General features: G+C 64.1%; 26 protein-coding genes. 13 read left to right on the plus strand and 13 right to left on the minus strand.

The window, feature by feature from the left end:
• The first annotated feature begins 1 nt into the window (after position 1).
• The 8 genes from U3648_RS06850 to trmD all read left to right on the plus strand — a co-directional run bounded on the left by U3648_RS06850 (position 2) and on the right by trmD (position 4,586).
• Entirely contained in the window at positions 2-535 is a 534-nt protein-coding gene (locus tag U3648_RS06850; protein WP_420858496.1) for a GNAT family N-acetyltransferase, read from the plus strand.
• Entirely contained in the window at positions 535-1,050 is a 516-nt protein-coding gene (locus tag U3648_RS06855) for a GNAT family N-acetyltransferase (protein ID WP_420858497.1), read from the plus strand. The genes U3648_RS06850 and U3648_RS06855 overlap by 1 nt, the downstream gene beginning before the upstream one ends.
• A complete protein-coding gene (locus U3648_RS06860; RefSeq protein WP_420858498.1) occupies positions 1,050-1,622 on the plus strand; it encodes a GNAT family N-acetyltransferase in 573 nt (190 codons plus the stop codon). The genes U3648_RS06855 and U3648_RS06860 overlap by 1 nt, the downstream gene beginning before the upstream one ends.
• Positions 1,619-1,915 (plus strand): chorismate mutase, encoded by a 297-nt coding sequence (locus U3648_RS06865; protein WP_420858499.1) that lies wholly within the window; start codon positions 1,619-1,621, stop codon positions 1,913-1,915. Before U3648_RS06860 ends, U3648_RS06865 begins: the two co-directional genes overlap by 4 nt.
• Before the next feature lie 40 nt (positions 1,916-1,955).
• Positions 1,956-2,345, plus strand: a complete 390-nt coding sequence (gene rpsP, locus U3648_RS06870) for a 30S ribosomal protein S16 (RefSeq protein WP_420858500.1) — start codon at positions 1,956-1,958, stop codon at positions 2,343-2,345.
• 113 nt (positions 2,346-2,458) lie between these two features.
• Positions 2,459-2,965 carry a ribosome maturation factor RimM gene (gene rimM, locus U3648_RS06875; protein WP_420858501.1) on the plus strand — a complete coding sequence of 169 codons (507 nt, stop codon included), beginning with the start codon at positions 2,459-2,461 and terminating at the stop codon, positions 2,963-2,965.
• 11 nt (positions 2,966-2,976) lie between these two features.
• Positions 2,977-3,786 (plus strand): hypothetical protein, encoded by an 810-nt coding sequence (locus U3648_RS06880; protein WP_420858502.1) that lies wholly within the window; start codon positions 2,977-2,979, stop codon positions 3,784-3,786.
• Complete coding sequence (gene trmD, locus U3648_RS06885; RefSeq protein WP_420858503.1) at positions 3,783-4,586, plus strand: tRNA (guanosine(37)-N1)-methyltransferase TrmD; 804 nt, start codon at positions 3,783-3,785, stop codon at positions 4,584-4,586. The genes U3648_RS06880 and trmD overlap by 4 nt, the downstream gene beginning before the upstream one ends.
• Here the strand turns inward: trmD and U3648_RS06890 are convergent.
• The 5 genes from U3648_RS06890 to mgrA are packed head-to-tail and all read right to left on the minus strand — an operon-like array spanning position 4,583 to position 9,201.
• Entirely contained in the window at positions 4,583-5,203 is a 621-nt protein-coding gene (locus U3648_RS06890; protein ID WP_420858504.1) for a YdeI/OmpD-associated family protein, read from the minus strand. The genes trmD and U3648_RS06890 overlap by 4 nt on opposite strands.
• 1 nt (position 5,204) lies before the next feature.
• On the minus strand, positions 5,205-6,683 hold the full coding sequence (dacB, locus tag U3648_RS06895; protein ID WP_420858505.1) for a D-alanyl-D-alanine carboxypeptidase/D-alanyl-D-alanine endopeptidase: 1,479 nt from the start codon (positions 6,681-6,683) through the stop codon (positions 5,205-5,207).
• Positions 6,684-6,725: 42 nt separating this feature from the next.
• Complete coding sequence (locus tag U3648_RS06900) at positions 6,726-7,322, minus strand: nicotinate-nucleotide adenylyltransferase (protein WP_420858506.1); 597 nt, start codon at positions 7,320-7,322, stop codon at positions 6,726-6,728.
• A 29-nt stretch (positions 7,323-7,351) separates the two neighbouring features.
• Positions 7,352-8,170 carry a TolB family protein gene (locus U3648_RS06905; protein WP_420858507.1) on the minus strand — a complete coding sequence of 273 codons (819 nt, stop codon included), beginning with the start codon at positions 8,168-8,170 and terminating at the stop codon, positions 7,352-7,354.
• Entirely contained in the window at positions 8,167-9,201 is a 1,035-nt protein-coding gene (gene mgrA / locus U3648_RS06910) for an L-glyceraldehyde 3-phosphate reductase (protein WP_420858508.1), read from the minus strand. Before mgrA ends, U3648_RS06905 begins: the two co-directional genes overlap by 4 nt.
• A 145-nt stretch (positions 9,202-9,346) precedes the next feature.
• Between mgrA and ettA the strand changes: the two genes are divergently transcribed.
• Positions 9,347-11,002, plus strand: coding sequence for an energy-dependent translational throttle protein EttA (ettA, locus tag U3648_RS06915; RefSeq protein ID WP_420858509.1), 1,656 nt, complete (start codon positions 9,347-9,349; stop codon positions 11,000-11,002).
• Positions 11,003-11,150: 148 nt separating this feature from the next.
• Here ettA and U3648_RS06920 read toward each other — a convergent pair whose 3' ends face one another.
• From U3648_RS06920 to U3648_RS06935, 4 genes are read right to left on the minus strand one after another with little or no spacing between them, the layout of a single operon-like run.
• Positions 11,151-11,534 carry an acyl-CoA thioesterase gene (locus tag U3648_RS06920; RefSeq protein ID WP_420858510.1) on the minus strand — a complete coding sequence of 128 codons (384 nt, stop codon included), beginning with the start codon at positions 11,532-11,534 and terminating at the stop codon, positions 11,151-11,153.
• Positions 11,535-11,578: 44 nt separating this feature from the next.
• The gene (locus U3648_RS06925; RefSeq protein WP_420858511.1) at positions 11,579-12,172 is read right to left on the minus strand and encodes a gamma-glutamylcyclotransferase family protein; all 594 of its coding nucleotides are present in this window, start codon (positions 12,170-12,172) and stop codon (positions 11,579-11,581) included.
• Positions 12,169-14,697 carry an ABC transporter permease gene (locus U3648_RS06930; RefSeq protein WP_420858512.1) on the minus strand — a complete coding sequence of 843 codons (2,529 nt, stop codon included), beginning with the start codon at positions 14,695-14,697 and terminating at the stop codon, positions 12,169-12,171. Before U3648_RS06930 ends, U3648_RS06925 begins: the two co-directional genes overlap by 4 nt.
• Positions 14,694-15,389, minus strand: coding sequence for an ABC transporter ATP-binding protein (locus U3648_RS06935; protein WP_420858513.1), 696 nt, complete (start codon positions 15,387-15,389; stop codon positions 14,694-14,696). Before U3648_RS06935 ends, U3648_RS06930 begins: the two co-directional genes overlap by 4 nt.
• Between U3648_RS06935 and U3648_RS06940 the strand changes: the two genes are divergently transcribed.
• Positions 15,388-16,080 (plus strand): arylesterase, encoded by a 693-nt coding sequence (locus tag U3648_RS06940; RefSeq protein WP_420858514.1) that lies wholly within the window; start codon positions 15,388-15,390, stop codon positions 16,078-16,080. The genes U3648_RS06935 and U3648_RS06940 overlap by 2 nt on opposite strands.
• Here the strand turns inward: U3648_RS06940 and U3648_RS06945 are convergent.
• Both U3648_RS06945 and U3648_RS06950 read right to left on the minus strand, forming a co-directional pair.
• Entirely contained in the window at positions 16,074-16,604 is a 531-nt protein-coding gene (locus U3648_RS06945) for a DUF4329 domain-containing protein (RefSeq protein ID WP_420858515.1), read from the minus strand. The genes U3648_RS06940 and U3648_RS06945 overlap by 7 nt on opposite strands.
• Positions 16,605-16,651: 47 nt before the next feature.
• A complete protein-coding gene (locus tag U3648_RS06950) occupies positions 16,652-16,858 on the minus strand; it encodes a cold-shock protein (RefSeq protein ID WP_129682801.1) in 207 nt (68 codons plus the stop codon).
• A gap of 300 nt (positions 16,859-17,158) precedes the next feature.
• On the opposite strand from U3648_RS06950, the gene U3648_RS06955 reads away from it, so the two are divergent.
• Together U3648_RS06955 and trxC are read left to right on the plus strand one after the other, a co-directional pair.
• The gene (locus tag U3648_RS06955) at positions 17,159-18,097 is read left to right on the plus strand and encodes a class I SAM-dependent DNA methyltransferase (protein ID WP_420858516.1); all 939 of its coding nucleotides are present in this window, start codon (positions 17,159-17,161) and stop codon (positions 18,095-18,097) included.
• Positions 18,098-18,158: 61 nt separating this feature from the next.
• The gene (gene trxC, locus U3648_RS06960; RefSeq protein WP_420858517.1) at positions 18,159-18,584 is read left to right on the plus strand and encodes a thioredoxin TrxC; all 426 of its coding nucleotides are present in this window, start codon (positions 18,159-18,161) and stop codon (positions 18,582-18,584) included.
• A 60-nt stretch (positions 18,585-18,644) separates the two neighbouring features.
• On the opposite strand, the gene U3648_RS06965 is transcribed toward trxC, so the two are convergent.
• Together U3648_RS06965 and U3648_RS06970 are read right to left on the minus strand one after the other, a co-directional pair.
• Positions 18,645-18,851, minus strand: coding sequence for a cold-shock protein (locus tag U3648_RS06965; RefSeq protein ID WP_129682795.1), 207 nt, complete (start codon positions 18,849-18,851; stop codon positions 18,645-18,647).
• Positions 18,852-19,044: 193 nt separating this feature from the next.
• On the minus strand, positions 19,045-19,710 hold the full coding sequence (locus U3648_RS06970) for an SDR family NAD(P)-dependent oxidoreductase (RefSeq protein WP_420858518.1): 666 nt from the start codon (positions 19,708-19,710) through the stop codon (positions 19,045-19,047).
• Between the two features lie 74 nt (positions 19,711-19,784).
• Here U3648_RS06970 and U3648_RS06975 point away from each other — a divergent pair, with 74 nt between their 5' ends.
• The gene (locus U3648_RS06975) at positions 19,785-20,579 is read left to right on the plus strand and encodes a glutathione S-transferase family protein (protein WP_420858519.1); all 795 of its coding nucleotides are present in this window, start codon (positions 19,785-19,787) and stop codon (positions 20,577-20,579) included.
• Positions 20,580-20,639: the final 60 nt, after the last annotated feature.

Raw genomic sequence — 20,639 nt, forward strand, 5'->3', positions numbered from 1 at the left:
CGTGACCGGCGCAACCGTTCATATCCCGACGCTGGCGACAGACCGGCTGACCCTCGGGGCCTTCACTATGGCCCATTTCGAGGCGTTCGCCGATTTCTGCGCGACCGAGCGGAGCCGCTTTCTGGGCGGCCCGACCACCGAGCGGCGGGACGCGTGGGACAGTTGCATGATCCACAATGGCCAATGGATGGCCCGTGGCTATGGCGCGGTCTGGGCGACCGAAACCGCGACAGGCGCCCCGGTCGGCCGGTTCAGCCTGTGGCATCCGATCACTTTTGACGAGCCGGAATTGTCCTGGGTGGTCTTTGACGGGTTCGAGGGCAAAGGCTATGCTGCGGAAGGGGCGAACGCCCTGCGCAACTGGGCCTTCACGGAAAAGGGCATTGGCCCGCTGATGTCACTGATCGCCCCGGAAAACGCCCGGTCGGTCGCGCTGGCCCAGCGCCTTGGCTGCACCGAGGAAGGCCGGCAAGCCTACAAGTCCGGGGCCGAGGTCATCCGGTTCCGCCACCCCGATCAGCGGGGGGTCGCATAATGGAACGGCTGGATACCGCGAACCTTGTACTGCGCCGCCCGGTCGGGGGCGACTGGCCCGCTGCGCGCGCCTTCTTCATGTCGGACCGGGCCAAGGGCATCGGCGGGCCGCTGTCCGAAGGGCAGGCCTGGCGCGCGCTGGCCGCCGAGATCGGCCATTGGGACATTCGCGGCTATGGCATGTGGGTCGTCACCCAGCGCGGGTCCGAGGATCAGGCGCTTGGCATGATCGGCCCGTGGTATCCCGCCGACTGGCCGGAAACCGAAATCGGCTGGATGATCTGGGACGAGAGCATCGAAGGCACCGGCATTGCGACCGAAGCCGCCCGCGCCGCGATCCTGCACGCCTGGACCGCGCTGGGATGGGACACCATCGTGTCCTACATCGCGCCCGACAACGCCCGGTCGATACGATTGGCCGAGAAGCTGGGCGCGGCGCATGACCCGGACGCGCCGCAACCGAAACCGGATGTGCCCTGCCTTGTCTACCGGCACCCGAAACCGGAGGGGCTGTGATGGGAACGGCATGGACCACCCCTGCCACCGCCAAGGCTGCGACCATTGCCGCCGGCCTGCGTGCGGCCCTGCCCCGGATCGAGACCGAGCGGCTGGTGCTGCGGCCCTGCCGGGGTGAAGACTGGGACGCGCTGGAACCGATCTGGACCAGCGACCGCGCTGTCCACATCGGCGGCCCGATGACGCCCGAGGAAGCATGGCTTGATTTCGCGCAATGCGTGGCGGCGTGGTTCATTCAGGGAACCGGCCCCTTGGCCATCACCGTGAAGGGTGACGATCGTCCGCTGGGCCTTGTCCTAATCTGCGCCGAATACGGCGACCCGACGCCCGAACTTGGCTGGCTCCTGACCGCAGAGGCCGAGGGACAGGGCTATGCGACCGAAGCCGCGCGCGCCCTGCGCGACTGGGGTTTTGGCGTTCTGGGCCACGGCGGCTTTCAAAGTTTCATCGCCGAAGACAACGCCGGGTCCATCGCGGTCGCCGAACGGCTGGGCGGCCGTCCGGCGGGAACACACCCGCTGGCCGGTGATTGCCTTGTTTATGCCTACGACCAGAAGGAGGCAGCTCAATGACCGATGCGATCCAACGCGCGGCGGAACTTCTCAAGGAACATCGCCAGTCCATCGACCGGCTGGACGCGATCCTTGTCTTCACGCTGGCCGAACGCTTCAAGCACACCCAGTCGGTAGGCAAGCTGAAGGCCGAACATGACCTTCCCCCGTCCGATCCGACCCGCGAAGCGGCCCAGATCGCGCGGCTCACCGATCTTGCGAAAGAGGCCAATCTGGACCCTGAATTCGCCAAGAAATTCCTGAATTTCATCATTCAGGAAGTCATTCAACACCACAAACAACAGCAATCCTGAGGGACATCCCTCGTCTGCCATTACCCAAGGAGAAAACCAAATGGCCATGAAAATCCGTCTCGCCCGTGGCGGCTCCAAGAAGCGCCCCCACTATGCCATCGTCGCCGCCGACTCGCGCATGCCGCGCGACGGCCGCTTCATCGAGAAGCTGGGGACCTACAACCCGCTTCTGCCGAAGGACAGCGAAGACCGCGTGAAGATGGACGTCGAGCGCGTTCAGCACTGGCTGAGCAAGGGCGCCCAGCCGACCGACCGCGTTGCCCGCTTCCTTGAAGCTGCCGGCGTTGTCGAAAAGACCGTGCGCAACAACCCGAAGAAAGCCGTCCCGGGCAAAGCCGCCCAGGAGCGTGCCGAAGCCAAGGCTGCCAAGGCCGCCGAAGCTGCTGCCCCGGCCGAAGAGGCCGCTTCGGAAGAAGCATCGGCTGAATAAGCCACTGGATCGGGGGTGTCCGGACCGCTACGGTCCGGGCACCCTGCCCCCAAATCGGGGCTTTTTCGCAAAGGCCGCAACCACACCCGGCCTTCGCCAAGGAGCATGACCCCATGAGCAATGACCGTGTCATCGTCGGAAGTTTCGTGGGCGCCTTCGGGGTCCGGGGCGAAACCCGGATCAAATCCTTTTGCGCCGATCCGGCGGCCATTGCCGAATATACCCCGCTTTACACAGAAGACGGCCGCAGCTTTGCCACTGTCGTGCTGACCGGGCAAGCCAAGGGCGCGTTGATCGCCCGGGTCGACGGAATCGTGACCAAGGAAGATGCTGACGCGCTGAAAGGTGTGAACCTGTTCGCGGACCGGTCCCATCTGCCCAACCTTCCGGACGACGAATACTACCACGCCGACCTGATCGGGCTGGAAGTGGTCGATACCGGCGGCACAGTTCTGGGCCATGTCAAATCCGTGCAGAACCACGGGGCGGCCGACCTTTTGGAAATCCATGGCCCTGGTCTGAAGACCACGGTCCTGCTGCCCTTTACCCTTGCCGCCGTGCCCACCGTGGACCTTGCCGCGGGCCGGATCATCGCAGACCCGCCCGACGGGTTGTTCTAGGGCCGGATCGAATGCGGCGCGTCTTCCTGCACACCGGGTTCCACAAGACAGGGACCACGTCGGCGCAGGCCTTTCTGTTCGCTAACCGCAAGAAGATATGGCCGCATCACGCAATGATCCTGCCATTTCGGACCCGCGCCAACCGGACCCGCATGGCCGCCACCTATCATTCCTCCAGCCGCGATCCGATTTCGCTGGATGAATTCCGCTATCGCCTGCGCGGCATGTTCTCGGAAATCGACTTCAAGTCGGACCGGGGCCTGATCATCAGCGACGAGAATTTCAGCGGGTTGCGCCCCAGCCTGAATTCGGACCCCGGTTATCCCGCCGCCGCGGATCTGGCCGAGGCGCTGGTGGACGAGGTGCGCGCGCTCTTTCCGGGCGAGGAGGTGGATATCACGCTCTACCTGTCCACCCGTGCGCCCTCTGCTTGGCTGCGCAGCCTTTGGGCGCATGAGGTCCGCAAAGGGTGGACACCGTTGGGGCTGGACGAGTTTTCCGAGCAGTTTGCGGCCCTGTCGGACCTGTCGCACACGGTGCACGCCATTGCCGACCGTCTGCCGGGGTGCACGGTTGTGGAACACCGGCTTGAGGTGCTGTCGATGCTGCCTTTCGGTCCGGCGACCCCGTTTGTCGATTTCCTTGACCTGCCCAAAGCCGAGCTTGCCGGGTTCGACCGCCCCGCGCCGGAAAATCACAGCCCCTCGACAGAGGTTCTGCAACAGTTGCTGGAGTTGAATCGGATGGACCTCCCCCTAGAGGAGCTGAAGGAGCGCAAGCAGGCCGTGCTGCGCGCCCATTGGAAGAAGGCCAAGTCATGACGACCGAAAAGCCCACGAAATCCATCGGCCGCAAGGCCATCCGACCGACGTTCAAGCCGCGCGAGTTGATGACAGACAAGCCGGACCTTGCCGGGGCGTGGAAGGCACAGGTCATCACCCTGTTTCCGCAGGCCTTTCCGGGGGTCTTGGGTGAAAGCCTGACGGGCAAGGCGCTTCAGGACGGGTTGTGGCAATTGGAGACCATCGACCTGCGCCCCTTTGGCATCGGCAAGCATCGCAATGTCGATGACACCCCGGCGGGCGGCGGCGCGGGCATGGTCCTGCGGGCTGATGTGCTGGGTGCCGCGATTACCGAGGCGCGGACCGGGGCGCGGGGCCGGATGCCCTTGGTTTACCTGTCGCCGCGCGGTGCGCCCTTTACGCAAACCATGGCCCGCAGGCTGGCCGCCTGTGATGGTGTCACCATGCTGTGCGGTCGCTTCGAAGGTGTGGATCAACGCGTTCTGGACCATTTTGATATCGAGGAAATCAGCCTTGGCGATTTCGTCCTGACCGGGGGCGAGATCGCGGCGCAGGCCATGCTGGATGCCACTATCCGCCTGCTGCCCGGGGTTCTTGGCAATGCCGCCTCGACCGAAGAAGAAAGCCACTCCAACGGGCTTCTTGAGCATCCGCAATATACCCGGCCGGCAAGTTGGGAAGGGCATGACATTCCCACGGTTTTGATGTCCGGCAATCACGGCGAGATTGAAAAGTGGCGCAAGGCCCAGTCAGAGGCCCTGACCCGCGCCCGCCGCCCGGACATGTGGGCCGCCTATGAGGCGCGCAAGACCCGCTAGCGTTCCAGCGCGCCTTTCCCGGCCATGATCTTGTCCCGGAACTTGGCAATCCTGTTGAAGCGGGTCGCAGAGGCCTTGGCACTGTTGAGGTTGTGCAGATAGCTGCGCTGCCGCCCCGGGGTCAGCGCATAAAACGCCTCGGCCAATTCCGGGTCGGCGTCCAGCGCCTCGGTCAGCTCGTCAGGCCATGGGATGTCACGCTCGACCTTTGGCGGCACGATCCCTGCCTCGGCATAGCCCATCGCCTCGGCCAGATAGGCGGCGATGATCGGCTCTTTCTCGATCACCTCGGCGGCAGAGGTCAGGCGGATCATGTCGGGGTTCTGCGTATTCTCGCCCTGACGTTCCAGTATCCCCTCGGGGTCTTTCATCAGCGCGGCCTTGAAAAAGGTCAGTCGGAAATCACCCCGAAATGCACCGATGATCACGATATTCCGGCCCGCGTGCATATAGCAGGGATGACCCCATTTCACGGTTTCCTCCAGCCCGGCGGCCAGACAAATGCGGCGTAACTCGTCCAGACCGGCAGACCAGATCCGGGCCGAACAATCCGGCGTGTCGAACCGTTTGCAGCGGCCGCAGCCCTTGGTGAAGAAATCCTCGATCTCGGTAATCATCTCAAACCGTCCCCCAGCGCAGCAAGAGCGCCTGTTGTAAATCGCGGGCTTTACGGTTCCAGGTTCGAACACCTGCCGGAACCTCGTCACCGGATCGTTTTGCCGCCTCTCGCCTGTCCAGATCGGCGGCGAAAATGGCAAAGGCCCGGTCCCCTCCGCCCTCGGTCCGGATATAGCCCGCAAGGGTCGACACGAAATTCAGCGTGCCGGTCTTGGCCACGATCTGCACCGGATGGTTCGGGATCGCGCGGTTGTCGGCATCGCGGATCGGGATATCCTTGAGAAGCGGGCGCAGCCTGCCCGCGACTTCGGGACGGGACAGGAAGCGGACCATGCCACTCGCGGTGATCCGGCTGTCATCGCCAAGGCCCGAGTGATCGACCATGCGGGCCGCGACGCCCTTGTCCGACAGAAGCCAGCGGTTCATCTCGGCCGCGGACGACCGGATCGTTCGCGCCATTCCGGTACGGGATTGGGTTGTCGTCAGGCCCAGAACCTCGGCCGTCAGGTTGACCGAGTATTTCAGCATATCCTGCGCGATCTCGGTCAGTGGCCCGCTGGTCAGGGTGGCAAGGACCGTCCCGACCGGAATGTCAGTGGCGCGCTCCGGGGCCGACAGGGTAATCCCATGGCTTCGGGCAAAGGTGCGGAAGACATCCCCCGCATAGAGTTCCGGGTGCCGCACCGGAAGCCAGCGGGCCCCGCCGTTGCCCAGCGCGCCGCGCGCCACGGTCCAGCGGTCCTCGGTCCCGCCATCTTCGTAGGTATAGACAGGCAGGTCCCGGTTGCGGACTTCCATCCGGGCCATGTGCACATCGGGGCGATATTTTTCGCTGCGGGCGTCCATCGTCACCCGATAATCACCACCGTTCCGCGCCCATTCAAAATGAACCCGGTTGAAATTCAGGTTCAGACCGGACAGCGCCGGGTTGTAGCCCAGATGCTCCATCTGATCGGGGTCGATCAGCGGCTGGTAGGGCAAGGCCCCGTTCCAGACCAAGAACCTGCCCCGCACTTCACGCAGCCCCGCCGCCTTGGTCCGGGCGGCGGCGTCGGCAAGATGATCAGTCAGCAGGGTCGGATCACCACCGCCCACCAAGATCAAATTACCATCTAAAATACCGTCCGAAATCGGCCCATCGGCAATTATCCGTGTAATGAACCGATGATCCGCCCCAAGATGTTCCAATGCGTATTGCGCGGTAAGAGACTTGCCCACGCTTGCCGGGGGCAATGGCCGGGCGCTGTTGTGCAGGTCGAAGGCCGCCCCGGTTTCAAGGTCCGCAACCGCGACACCAACCACCCCGCCAAGACCGGCACGGGCAACAACATCTGCGATGGCATCCCGGACAACCGGCACGGGCGCACCCGGCCGTGCGACCGGGCGCAGCGACCGCAGCGGCGGCTCGGCCAGGGCCGCAGTCGCAAGCGCAGAGGCAATCCCGCCAAGGGCGGCCCGACGAGTGAGGGTCGTTTTCATGTGTGCAGTCTAGGCAGGCGGCCCCAAAAACCGCAAGCGGGCTTAGCCCCAATCGCCCCGGTCACGGATCGCGGTCGAGCTTTCGGGGGTCATCGGCATGTTCAGGAAGGTCCAAGCCGGGGCCTCCGCCCGGCCCAGTTGCGCGGCAGCTTGCCCGTGCAGCCGGGCATCACGGTAGATCCGGGCCGCTTTGGACATGCGCGCCGCGATCCTGTCGCCGGGCCGGGCAAGGACACCGACCGGCACCCGGTGCATGATCTCTTCCCAATCTTGCCAGCGGTGGAACTGGGCGAGGTTATCCGCCCCCATCAACCAGACAAAGCGGACGCCGGGGTAGATCGCCTGCAACCGCGCCAGCGTTTCGGCGGTGTAGCGGGTGCCGATCCGCGCCTCGATATCGGTGACGGTGACACGGGGGTGGTCCATGATCTTGCGCGCCGCCGCCATGCGTGTGGCAAGCGGTGCGGGCCCGCGCGATTTGAGCGGGTTTCCCGGGCTGACCAGCCACCAGACACGATCCAGCCCGAACCGTTTCAACGCTTCGCGGGTGATATGGGCATGGCCCGGATGGGCCGGGTCAAACGACCCGCCCAGAAGTCCGATCACCTGACCGGGCCGCGCCACTGGAAAACCCTGCATTCCCTTGCCCTTACTGGTTCCGACCCAGCCTATAGCCTGTATCGGACAAAAGCGAAACGATCGGATTGCGGCGACCAGCAGGGGACATTGATGCTGCCCTGCCCACCGGTGAAGCGGATCAGCTCGCGGCCCGGCCCACCGGCGGCGGGCATCAGGCACAGGGCGACATCCAGATTGGCAGGGTGTCCCTTCGTCCCCTTCGGATAGGCCAGCAACAGGACGTGCCGCCCGTCCGGGGACGGATGCGGGAACCAGTCAACCGTCGGGCCGTCGGTCATCCGCTCCAACCCCGTGCCGTCTGGGTGCACGCGCCACAGGTCCACCTGTCCGTCTCGTTCCCCATTGAACCAGATCCAGTTGCCGTCCGGCGTGTAATCCGGCCCATCGACATGGTCGAATCCACCGACCAAAAGCCGTTCATCCGATCCGTCCAGCGCGCAGGTATAGGGCAGGATCGGGCCCCCGTCGCGGGCTGCAACATAGGTCAGCCGGGTCCCATCCGGCGACCAGCCGTGCCACCAGCTTGGGACTTGTTCCGTCACGCGGGCGGGCGTGCCGCCCCCGATGGGCAAAGTGTAGATACAACTGCCGTCGGTCACGCTGCTGTCGGAAATCACAAGGGTCCGGCCATCGGGCGATATCCCGTGGTCGTTGTTGCAGCGCACTGCCGTCCCCGTGTCGATCGGGATCAGCGCGGGGGCGTCAAGCGGCACCCGGAACAGCCGCCCGCCGCCATTGACGATCAGGTATCCGTCCGGGTGCCAGTTTGGTGCCTCGATATGCCCATCATGGGCCAGCAGGACGCTGACCCCCTCAGACAGATCAAACAGGCACAGTTCAGAAATCATTCGTCTATTTCAGCGGACTGCGCCCAAAGGTTGATCTTTTCCTCATCCGCGTATTCGTCGATCAGGGCCAGTTCCTGGGCTGTGAAGTCAAGGTTCCCGACCGCGCCTGCACAATCCACAACCTGGCTTGGCTTTGACGCGCCGATCAGGGCGCTGGTAATCCCGCCATCCCGCAGCACCCAGGCAATCGCCATCTGGGCAAGGGTCTGGCCGCGTGCTTCGGCGATCTCGTTCAGCTTGTTGAGGTTGGCCACTGCCCGGTCCGAGATCATCGTCGGGTCAAGGCTCTTGCCCTGCGTCGCGCGGCTGCCGTCCGGGATGCCGCCAAGATACTTCCGGGTCAGCATCCCCTGAGCCAGCGGCGTAAAGGCGATAGACCCAACGCCCAGTTCCGTCAGCGTGTCCTTCAACCCGTCCCGTTCGACCCAGCGGTTCAGCATGTTGTAGCTGGGCTGATGGATCAGGCAGGGGGTGCCAAGATCGTTCAGGATCGCCACCGCCTCGCGTGTGCGTTCGCTGTTGTAGCTGGAAATCCCGACATACAGCGCCCGGCCCGACCGGACGATGTAGTCCAGCGCGCCCATGGTTTCCTCAAGCGGGGTGTCGGGATCAAAACGGTGGGAATAGAAGATATCGACGTAATCCAGCCCCATCCGTTTCAACGACTGGTCGCAGGAGGCGATGAGGTATTTCCGGCTGCCCCATTCGCCATAGGGTCCGTCCCACATTTCGTATCCGGCTTTGGACGAGATAATCAGTTCGTCCCGGTAAGGTTTCAGATCTTCCGCCATGATCGACCCGAATGCACGTTCCGCCGACCCCGGCGGCGGGCCGTAGTTGTTGGCAAGATCGAAATGGGTGATCCCGTGGTCAAATGCCGTCAGGCAGATATCGCGTTTGACCTGATGGGGCGTGTCGTGGCCGAAGTTGTGCCACAGGCCCAGCGATACGGCGGGCAGTTTCAGGCCGGAGTTGCCACAGCGGCGATAGACCATCCGGTCATAGCGGTTTTCGGCGGCGGTATAGGGCATCGGAGTCCTCCTTGATTTGGGGACATCTAGACACCTGTTAGCGGCAACAGTCAAACCGCGCGGCAGGACCGGCAACCGATTGCCCCCGCCCCCCTTGATCGCTATCTAGGGCCAAACCGAAATTCCCTGACGGAGCCGCAATCCAATGGCAAACTACCAGTTCGTTTACTTCATGGACGGCGTGTCCAAGACCTACCCCGGCGGCAAGAAGGTGTTCGAAAACATCCGCCTGAACTTTCTGCCCGGGGTGAAGATCGGTGTCGTCGGCGTCAACGGCGCCGGTAAATCCACCCTGCTGAAGATCATGGCCGGCATGGACAAGGATTTCACGGGCGAGGCATGGGCCGCCGAGGGCGCCAAGGTTGGCTACCTGCCACAGGAACCGCAACTGGACGAGAGCCTGAACGTCCGCGACAACGTCATGCTGGGCGTGGCCGCGAAGAAGGCCAAGCTGGACCGCTACAACGAACTGGCGATGAACTACAGCGACGAAACCGCCGACGAGATGGCCCAGTTGCAAGACCAGATCGACGCGGAAAACCTGTGGGATCTCGACAGCCAGATCGACATCGCGATGGAGGCGCTGCGCTGCCCACCGGACGATGCCAATGTTTCTACCCTGTCGGGCGGGGAACGGCGCCGGGTCGCCCTGTGCAAGCTGCTTCTTGAAGCGCCCGACATGTTGCTTCTCGACGAACCGACCAACCACCTTGACGCGGAAACCATCGCCTGGCTGCAACAGCACCTGATCGACTACAAGGGCACGATCCTGATCGTGACCCACGACCGGTATTTCCTTGATGACATCACCGGCTGGATCCTTGAACTCGACCGGGGCCGGGGCATCCCGTACGAGGGCAACTATTCCGCCTGGCTGGAACAGAAGGCCAAGCGGCTGGAACAGGAAGCCCGCGAGGACAAGGCCAAGCAGAAGACGCTGGAACGCGAACTGGAATGGATGCGCGCCGGGGCCAAGGCCCGTCAGGCCAAGCAGAAGGCCCGTATCAACGCCTATAACGAACTGGCCAGCCAGTCCGAGCGGGAAAAGGTCAGCCGCGCCCAGATCGTCATCCCCAACGGCCAGCGGCTTGGCGGCAAGGTGATCGAGGTCGAAGGGCTGAAGAAGGCGATGGGCGACAAGCTTCTGATCGAAGACCTGTCGTTCGACCTGCCGCCGGGCGGCATCGTCGGCGTGATCGGCCCCAACGGCGCCGGGAAATCGACCCTGTTCCGGATGCTGACCGGTCAGGAACAGCCGGATGAAGGCACGATCACGCTGGGCGAAACCGTACAGCTGTCCTACGTTGACCAGTCGCGCGATGCGCTTGATCCCAATGCGACCGTCTGGGAGGAAATCTCGGGCGGGGCCGAGTTGATCAAGCTGGGCGACGCCGAGGTCAACAGCCGCGCCTATTGCGGGTCGTTCAACTTCAAGGGCGGCGATCAGCAGAAAAAGGTGGGCCTCTTGTCGGGCGGGGAACGCAACCGCGTCCACATGGCCAAGCTGCTGAAAGAAGGCGGCAACGTCCTGCTGCTTGACGAACCGACCAACGATCTGGACGTGGAAACGCTGCGGGCGCTGGAAGATGCGTTGGTGGATTTCGCGGGCTGCGCCGTGGTCATCTCGCACGACCGTTTCTTCCTTGACCGGGTCTGCACCCACATCCTCGCCTTCGAGGGCGAGGCGCATGTGGAATGGTTCCAGGGCGATTTCACCGCTTATGAGGAAGACAAGAAACGGCGGCTGGGGCCGGACGCGCTGGAACCGAAGCGGATCAAGTACAAGAAATTCACGCGCTGATCCGATCAGATTGCAGAATTCGAGGGGCGGCCAATGGCCGCCCTTTTTGCACGACCAACAGGAGGCACGCGCCCGCACGGGTGGGCGTGGAACACGCCCGCCATGGGGCGGGCGGGCGTGTGCCGGGCCGCTAGGCGTCCCGGCGAGACTAGCCTGACACTGGTCTTGGCCGCCCCTCGTCGTCGATCGCGACGAAGGTGAAGGTGCCTTCGGTGACCTTTTCCTCTTCGAACCCTGCAAGGTGGCGCAGCGCCCAGGCCTCAATATGGATACCCATCGACGTGCGCCCGACCCGTTCGACCGTGGCATAGACCGACAGCACGTCGCCCACCCGCACCGGCCGGATGAACTGCATCGCATCAACGGCGACAGTGGCGACCCGGCCCTTGGCCCGTTCCCGCGCGACGATCCCGGCGGCGATGTCCATCTGCGACATGACCCAACCGCCGAAGATATCGCCGTTCACATTCACATCATTGGGCCGCGCGGGCACTTTCAGGACGGGCGGGGCCTTGGGCGGTGTATCGGACATGGGTGGGCCTTTCGGACGGGTTTCACCCCGTCAGGATCGGCGGTTCAGTCGGCGGGGGCAAGGGGGCTGTCGTCGGGCTCTACCACCCGCGCCCCGATCTGCCGCAGCCAATCATCGACCAGCGCGACCTCGGCGGGCGTCAGCCGTTGGTGCCGGGGATAGCGCGGCGCGGCGCGGTCCATCAGGATCGGCGCGTCCCAGCCATGGGTGGTCTCAAAAAACCGTTCGACCGCCGCCTGCCCCAGCGTGTGCAGAAACCCCTGCACCACAACGTCGAGATAGGACAGGTAGACCGGATGGGTCAGTGTCGGCGCGGCAAGGTGCCCCTCTTCCACCTGATAGACGGCGGTTTCCCCACGGTCCCCGTCATGGTCGACTAGATGGGACACGTCGCGCCGGGCATAGGCCCGTTCGCGCAGGTCCAGCGCCGCCCAATCGGCCCCCGGAACGGCGGCGATCACCCCGTCGATCACTGTCGCATCGCAGGGTTCGACCGACAGGAAGGCCGCGGGCCGCAGCGAGGTATGCCGCCACACCCGCCGCCAGCCGCGCAGCCGCGCGGGCCGGGCGTCGGGGTAGTCATGGGTCGCGAGGTTCACAAGCGACCCATAGCCGAAGAATCGTAGGTGTCCGTTCATTCCCGCGCCCTTAGCACCTGTGCCGGTTTCGCGCCAAGGGATCGCAGCGCAAACCCAAGCCCCGCCAGCATCGTGGCAAGGATACCCCCGATAACGATCCAAAGCGCGTTGCCCCAAATCACTGTGAAGTCGCTTTCCATGATAAAGGTCATCACCGCCCATCCCCCGGCGATCCCTGCAAAGAGCGCCACTGCGCCCGCTGCCGCGCCGAGCAGGGCCGCCCGCAGGGCAAAGGATGACAGGATGCGCGCCCGCGTGGCGCCAAGGGTCTTCAGAACCGCCGCTTCATAGGTGCGGGCCTGTTCACCCGCCGCCGCTGCACCGATCAGCACAAGGAACCCGGTGACCAGCGTGGCAAGTGCCCCATATCGGACCCCGGCGGCGATCCCCTGCACCAGTTCCATCACCTGCCCGATGGCATCGCGGATGCGGATTGCGGTGATATTGGGATAGGCCCCGGCAAGGTCACGCAGGATCGCCGCCTCGGCCTCGGGTTCGGAATAGACGGTGGCGATCCAGCTGTGCGGCGCCCCTTGCAGCGCGCCGGGGTTCATCAGCATGACAAACCCGATCCCCATGGTTTCGAAATTCACCTCGCGGAAGCTGCTGATTGTTGCGGTGATATCGCGGCCAAGGATGTTGACGGTGATGGTGTCGCCGATGCTCAGGCCGATTTCTGCCGCTTCCTCGGCCGAGAAGCTGACCAGCGGCGGGCCGTCATAATCGCGCGGCCACCAGTCGCCTTCGGTCACGGTGGTGTCTTCCGGGATGCCGGCGGAATAGGTCACACCCCGGTCGCCCCGGATCACCCAATGGCCGCCTGCGACCTCTTCGGCCGGTTGGCCGTTGATCCGCGTGATGATGCCGCGCAGCATCGGGGCCGCGTCCACATCGCTGACCGCCGGGTCGTCGGCCAGCCGTGCCTTGAACCCGTCGATCTGGTCGGGCTGAATGTCGACGAAGAAATAGGACGGCGCGACGGCGGGCAATTCATCGGCAAAGGCGTTGCGCAGGTTGCCGTCGATCTGCCCGACCGAGGCCAGCACCGCCAGCCCCAGCCCCAGCGACAGAACGACCGAGGTGGTTTCCCCGCCCCGCGCCCCGATAGCACCCAGCGCCAACCGCAGCGCGGGCCGCCCCCGTGCCGCCCGCCCGCTGCGCCGCGCCACGATGCGGGCCAGCACGGCGGTGAAGGCCAGAACCAGCAGCGCGCCTGCGATCCCGCCCGCCGTCCAGAGCGTGAGGAAGGCCGTGCCCGACAACCAGACCGCTGCCCCCAGCAAGACCGCCAACAGCCCGACCGTGAGCCAGACCCAGCGCCAGCGCGGTAGGGCCCGCCCCGCCGCCACGGCATCGCGGAACAGGGTCGCGGCGCGGATGTCCTCGGTCCGGGCCAGCGGCCAAAGGGTGAAGATCGCCGCGGCCATGACGCCATAAAAGGCGGCCTCGACCAGCGGGCCGGGGTAGAGGGCGAATTCGGCGGGGACCGGCAACTGCGCAAGGATCAGGGGCGCGAACAAGAGCGGCAGGCCAGCCCCGAGGATCAGGCCCAGCGCGACCCCGAGGATTGTCAAAACGCCGATCTGAATCGCGTAGGTCTGAAAGATCACGGACCGGGTCGCGCCAAGCGTCTTCAATGTGGCGATGGTTTCGGTCTTGCGCGACAGGTAGGCGCGGACCGCGGCAGATACCCCGACCCCGCCGACCGCCAGCCCTGACAGCCCCACGAGGATCAGGAAGGCCCCGATCCGGTCGACGAACCGTTCGGCCCCGCCTGCCCCCCGGCGGCTGTCGCGCCAGCGCATCCCGTCATCGCGGAACTGGTCTTCGGCCTGCTGTTCCAGCGCGGCAAGGTCGGTGCCATCGGGCAGATCGAGCCGGTAGTCGGTGGAAAAGAGTGTGCCCTCGGCAATCAGCCCTGAATTGGCAAGATCACGTGTCAGAACCAGCGTGCGCGGCCCAAGCCCGAAACCCGCCGAAGCGTTGTCGGGGTAGCGGTCGAGGATTGCCGACAGGACAAATATCTGGTTGCCCAGCTTGAACTGGTCCCCGGGGGCAAGGCCCAGGCGGTCGGCCAGAACCCGCTCCATCGTGCCGCCGGGCAGCCCGTCCACCCCGGCAAAAGCGGCGGCAAGGTCCATCGGCGGGTCCAGCCGCACAGCCCCCACCAAGGGATAGGCATCATCCACCGCGCGCACCTGTGTCAGCGCCCGTTCGGGACCGCTGTCGCGGTCGACGACGACCATGGACCGGAAATCTACGGTTTCGGACAGACGATCCGAAACGCTTTCAAGGAAGGCGCGCTCCTCGTCGCGGGCGAAACGATAGGTGAAATTGGCTTCGGCATCGCCCCCCAAAAGCGCCGCGCCTTCGGTCTGAAGTCCGGTCGTGATGGCGGTGCGGACGCTGCCCACGGCGGCAATCGCCGCAACGCCCAGCGCCAGACAGGCAAGAAATATCCGGAACCCGCGCAACCCGCCGCGCAATTCGCGCCGGGCCAGCCGGGCCGAGAGGCGCAGGGTCATTCGGCGGCCCTCGCCTGATCCTGGGTGTCGATCCGCCCGTCGCGCAGCCGGATCACCCGGTCACAACGCCGTGCCAGTTCGTTTGAATGGGTCACCATCACCAGAGACGCGCCGTGCCGGTCGCGCAGCCCGAACAACAGGTCGACAATCGCCTGTCCGTTCGCCTCATCCAGGTTGCCGGTGGGTTCATCGGCCAAAAGGATGCGCGGACGCGGCGCCGCCGCGCGGGCCAGCGCCACGCGCTGCTGTTCGCCGCCTGACATCTGGCTGGGATAGTGGTCGGCCCGGTTGGCAAGCCCGACGGCATCAAGTTCCGCCGCCGCCCGGTCAAATGCATCCGTAACCCCGGCCAGTTCCAACGGCGTCGCCACGTTTTCCAGCGCGGTCATCGTGGGGATCAGGTGGAAAGACTGGAACACCACCCCCATATTATCTCTGCGAAACCGGGCAAGCTGGTCTTCGGACATGGTTGTCAGGTCATGGCCCAGCGCCCGCACGGACCCGCCGGTGGCCTGTTCCAGCCCGCCCATCAGCATGAGGAGCGATGATTTGCCCGACCCGCTTGGCCCGATCAGACCGAGGCTTTCCCCTTCCTTCACCTCCAGCGAAATGCCATGCAGGATTTCGACCGGTCCGGCGTTGCCCTTCAAGGTCAGCGCGGCGTCGGTCAGGGAAAGGATGGGGTCAGACATGAAACGGGCCTTCAACAATTTGGTCTCTCTTGGATATGGGGCGGCGCGCGGCCTGCGCAAGTTTCCATTTCTGCTCATCCCCCTTGCCGCCGCCGCACAGGCCGAGGATCTGACCATCGCTGCGCTTGGGGACAGTCTGACCCAAGGCTATGGCCTGCCGGTTAACGAAGGCTTCGTGCCGCAGATGCAGGCCTGGCTGGATGCGCAGGGGGCGGGGATCACGCTGATCAACGCGGGCGTGTCGGGCGACACGACGGCGGGCGGGTTGGCACGCGTCGGCTGGACCCTGACGCCGGATGTGGATGGGATGATCGTGGCGCTGGGGGGCAATGATTTTCTGCGCGGCGTCGCGCCCGAAGTCAGCCACGCCAATCTGGACGGCATTCTTCAGGCGGCCGAGGGGGCGGGCGTCGGTGTCATGCTGGTCGGCCTTGAGGTGTCGAACAACTATGGCCCCGACTACAAGGCGGCCTTTGACGGGATGTATCCGGATCTTGCCGCCCAATACGGTGCAACCTTCTACCCCACCTTTTTCGAGGGGCTGCTGACCGAAGGCGACATGGCCGAGGCGCGCGCCGCCTATCTTCAGCCCGATGGGCTGCACCCGAACGCCGAAGGAGTCGTGCAAATCGTGGCCCATATGGGACCGGTCCTGCTGGAATTTGCCGAAGGGCTGCGCGCCGGTCAGTAGGCCTCGCTTTTCAGGATGGCGCGGTAGGTGTAGCTTTCCTTGATCGCGCCCTCCGGGCCGGGCACGAAATTCGGGTCCATCGGAAGGCAGCCGATGCCGCAGACCTGAAAGGCGATCATCTCCGAACTGTCGATATACCACAGCCGCCCACCGGGCGTGGCGACCCAGCCGTCGATCCCATCTTCTTCGTCAGTTTCCATATCGGTCGACGAAGGCACTTCTGAATCGTAGTCGGGGCTATAGGTGGAATGGGTGTGGAACGAGGCGATCACCTCCATCCCCGCGGGCCAATTGGGAAGATAACAGGCGGCTTCCTCCCCCTCCATGATCCGGGTGATGTCCAATTCGCCGGCGCGGTTATAGCCGACGTAGCCGCATAATTCCTTGTTCAAGGCAAAGGACCGTTCCTGAATTCGGGAAAACACCTTGGTGATAAAGGTGATCTCTTCCTCGATCGGAAGGGTCTGGGCGGCTACGGGCGTGGCCAGCAGGGCCGCCGCAATCAGGGGGGCAAAACGAAACATGGGCCCGAGTTTCCCCGGACCCATGCCTCAGATCAAGTCTTTCGCGATCAGGCGAGAGAAATGTTAACCGCCGACTCGCGGCCGTCACGGCCGGCTTCGATGTCGAAGGTCACTTTCTGGTTGTCAGCCAGGCCTTCAAGGCCCGAACGCTGAACGGCAGAGATGTGCACGAACACGTCTTTGCTGCCGCCCTCGGGGGCGATGAAGCCATAGCCTTTGGTGGTGTTGAACCATTTCACGGTGCCGTTGGCCATCTGTAGTCTCCTTAGTTTAACCGCTCGCACGATGCAGCGGGTCGGCTCGTCAGTCGCTGATCGAAGAACTGAGGCCGTTGGTCGGAGACAGGGTCGATAGTGGTAACGTCGCGGGAAACGATATGGGGGCAGATCGGATTCGTATCAAGGGGTTTGTCACAACTTGACAGAGAACGGGGCGAGCGCCATATGCGCTCAAACCCCTTGTGAGCCTCGCGAAACGCGCCATGCGCCTGCCCCTGTCCTAGACAACCGACTGTCCCGACCGTCACTGTCTTTTGCCCTTTTTGCAGGCCCCTCATGTCCCCCATTCCGAATGGATCGTCCGGCGATCTGAATGCTGACCGGCGGCTTATGTTCGCTGATGCGCTTCTTGCCGAAGGCGACCCGGCCGCCGCTGCCGCGCTGATGTCCGAAACCCTTCCCGACTTCCCGGACTGGGTGGCGGGCTGGATGCGTCTGGGCGAAATGGCCGAAGCGGCAGGCGATACATCGCAGGCCATTGCGGCCTATGAAACCGCCCTGCGCCTTGACCCGGCGGACCTGCATGGCGCCGGGTTGCGCCGCGACCTACTGCGCCCCGTGCCGGTGGCAGAGCAGATGCCCCCCGCCTTTGTCGAGGCGCTGTTCGATCAATATGCCCCCGGCTTTGACCGGTCTCTAGTCGACGGGCTGGCCTACTCCGGGCCCGAACAGCTGGCCGCCTGCCTGCCCGGCCCCTATGCCCGGGCGCTGGACCTTGGCTGCGGCACCGGGCTGATGGGCGCGGCGATCCGGGATCGCTGCACATGGCTGGAAGGATGGGATATCTCGGCCGGGATGCTGGAACGGGCGCGGGCCAAGGCGATCTATGACCGGCTGGACAAACAGGACATCGGGGCGCTGACCCCGGTGCACCCACAGTTCGATCTGATCGTGGCCGCGGACGTGTTCATCTATCTCGGCGCGCTTGAACGGATCATAGGCTGGGTCGCGGCGGCACTGGCGCCGGGCGGAACCTTTGCCTTTACCGTCGAGGCGACGGAGGACCCCGGATTTATCCTGCGCCCATCCCGACGATACGCACATGGTCAGGCCTACCTGTCTGAACTTCTGGCGACCGCCGGGTTTGTCGGGATGACGATGGACCGGCGCGTCCTACGCAAGGATCGGGGCGAGGATGTCGAGGCCCTGATCGTGACCGCGAAGGCCCCGGTCCGGCGTCGAGACACCACCGGCGAGGAGGCCGAATTCGCCTGAAGACTTGAACGGTCTTCCGTGAATTCATATCCTGATTTCAAGATGTGTTATGGAGGCCAGGATGGCTGGACTGAAGATGACCTGTTTCGATTGCGGGCAGGTGAACCGGGTGCCAGAAGACAAGCTGTCGGCAGGGCCGAAATGTGCTGCCTGTGGTGCAAAACTGATCACCGACAAGGCGGTCGAGATCGATCTGGCGACCCTTCAAAAGGCCGCCAAGACCGACGATGTGCCATTGGTCGTGGATTTCTGGGCGCCGTGGTGTGGCCCCTGCCGGATGATGGCGCCCGAGTTTTCAAAGGCCGCGGCGACCCTGAAGGGCAAGGCCCGGCTGGTGAAGCTGAACACCGAGGCCGACCAGAAGGCGGGCATGGTCTATGGCATCCGTGGCATCCCGACGATGGTCAAGTTCAAGGGCGGGCGCGAGGTGAACCGGCAATCGGGCGCGGTTCCGGCACAGGCCATCGTGTCGTTTTCGCAGGGATAACGAAAAAGGGCGGCCCAGTGGCCGCCCTTTTCAATCTCTCCGTTCCCTTTCGGGAAAGGTTTAGGCCAGCGCCAGGTTGATCGCGCTTTCGCGGCCGTCACGGCCGGATTCGATGTCGAAGGTAACCTTCGCGCCATCGGCCAGACCGGTCATGCCGGAACGCTCAACGGCGGAGATGTGCACGAACACGTCCTTGCTGCCGCCTTCGGGCTCGATGAAGCCGAAACCTTTGGTGGAGTTGAACCATTTCACGGTGCCATTAGCCATCGTGTGTCTTCCTTATATGTTTGCCACCCGCGGAAGTGCGGTAGCCCGGCTTGGTCAGTCTCAGATCGAAGAACTGTAAGCCGATGAAGGAAGACAGGGTCGAGATAGAATAACGGTTGCAGGGCGCGTATGGGGCACCGACGACGATATAGCAAGACAATTCGACGGGGCTGCGGGGACCGGCGGTGTTCCGCTACCAGTCGACCTGCGCCCCGGCATAGTCAAAGAACCCACCGGTCTGATCCGGTGAAAGTGCGTCCAAGACAGCCACAAGGTTGGCCGCTGCGGTATCCGCGGGAACGGTCTTGTGCCGACCGGCGTATCGGGCTGTGAAAGGTGTTTCAACGGTGCCGGGGTGCAACGCGACGCAGATCGATTGCCGTTGCGTGCGCCGCAGTTCGATGGACGCGCCGCGGACGATCTGGTTCAGCGCCGCCTTGGACGCCCGGTAGCTGTGCCAACCGCCGATCCGGTTGTCCCCGATCGACCCTACCCGCGCGGACAGCACACCGACCCGACAGGTCCGGTCCTTGGGCAACAGGCGCGGCAGGGCCTTGAGTAGAAGAGCCGGGCCAATGGCGTTGACCGCGAAGACCTGCGCCATCTGCTCAGCGTCAATTGCCGAGAGCGATTTTTCCGGGGTTCCTCCCGTGGTGGCCAGCGCCCCGGTCGCCACGAAAACCGTATCAAACACCCCGGACAGCGTGCCCATCGCCGCGTCAATCGAGGGGGGATCAAGCAGGTCCAGCCCGTGTTCGCTGCGGGACAGGCCCAGCACCTCTGCCCCCTGCCCACGCAAATGATGGCACAGTGCGGCGCCTATGCCGCCGCTTGATCCGATGACAAGGGCGCGGTTCATGGCGGAGGAGCTAGCGGCCTTCGCGCCCAGATCAAGCCTTGGCAAACCGGCCGCCGAAAGTGCATGCTTGCCCGATGCAAAAGCCGATCATTTACCACATCCCCGTTTGCCCCTTTTCCCAAAGGATTGAAATTCTTCTCGAACTCAAGGGCCTGCGCGATGCTGTCGATTTCCATGTCGTCGACATCACCAAACCGCGCGAAGACTGGCTCTTGCAGAAAAGCCGGGGAACGACGGCCCTGCCTATTATGGAGACAGAGGACGGCAAGATCCTGAAGGAAAGCCTTGTCATCCTGCGCTACATCGAAGAACGGTTTCCCGATCCCGCCGTTGCCCGGACCGATCCCTATGAGCGGGCGGTGGAACGGTTCTTCATCACTGGCGAAGGCCCGTTTGGCATGGCTGGCTATGTGATGGTGATGAACCGCGACCGCGCCAAGACGGAAGAAAAGCGCGAGGCGCTTCTGGCCCGCTATCGCTGGATGAACGATCAGCTGATGCAGCATAACCCAGATGGCCTATGGCTGTTCGACCAGTTTGGCCTTGCCGAATGTGTCTATACCTCGCTGATGATGCGGTTCTGGTTCCTTGACTACTACGAGGGGTTCGAATTGCCCAAAGGCCCAGACTACGACCGGGTCGCGCGTTGGCGCGATGCCTGCCTTGCCCATCCTGCCGCGCAACAGGTCAGCTTCGACGAGATCGTGAAACTGTACTACGACTATGCAATCGGGGCCGGGAACGGTGCCCTGCCCGAAGGCCGCAACCGGTCAAGTTTCGTGTTTGATCCCGACTGGCGCGGACGCCCGATGCCACCGAAAGATAAATACGACAGGATCGCCACGGACGCGGAACTCGGCCTCGTCTGACACTTTTGGTCTTTTCCTCGGGAAAACTTGTCGTATAGTCCGGCCCCATGACCAAGGACG

The sequence above is a fragment of the Marivivens marinus genome (assembly GCF_035969385.1).
Classification (GTDB): Bacteria; Pseudomonadota; Alphaproteobacteria; order Rhodobacterales; family Rhodobacteraceae; genus SELP01.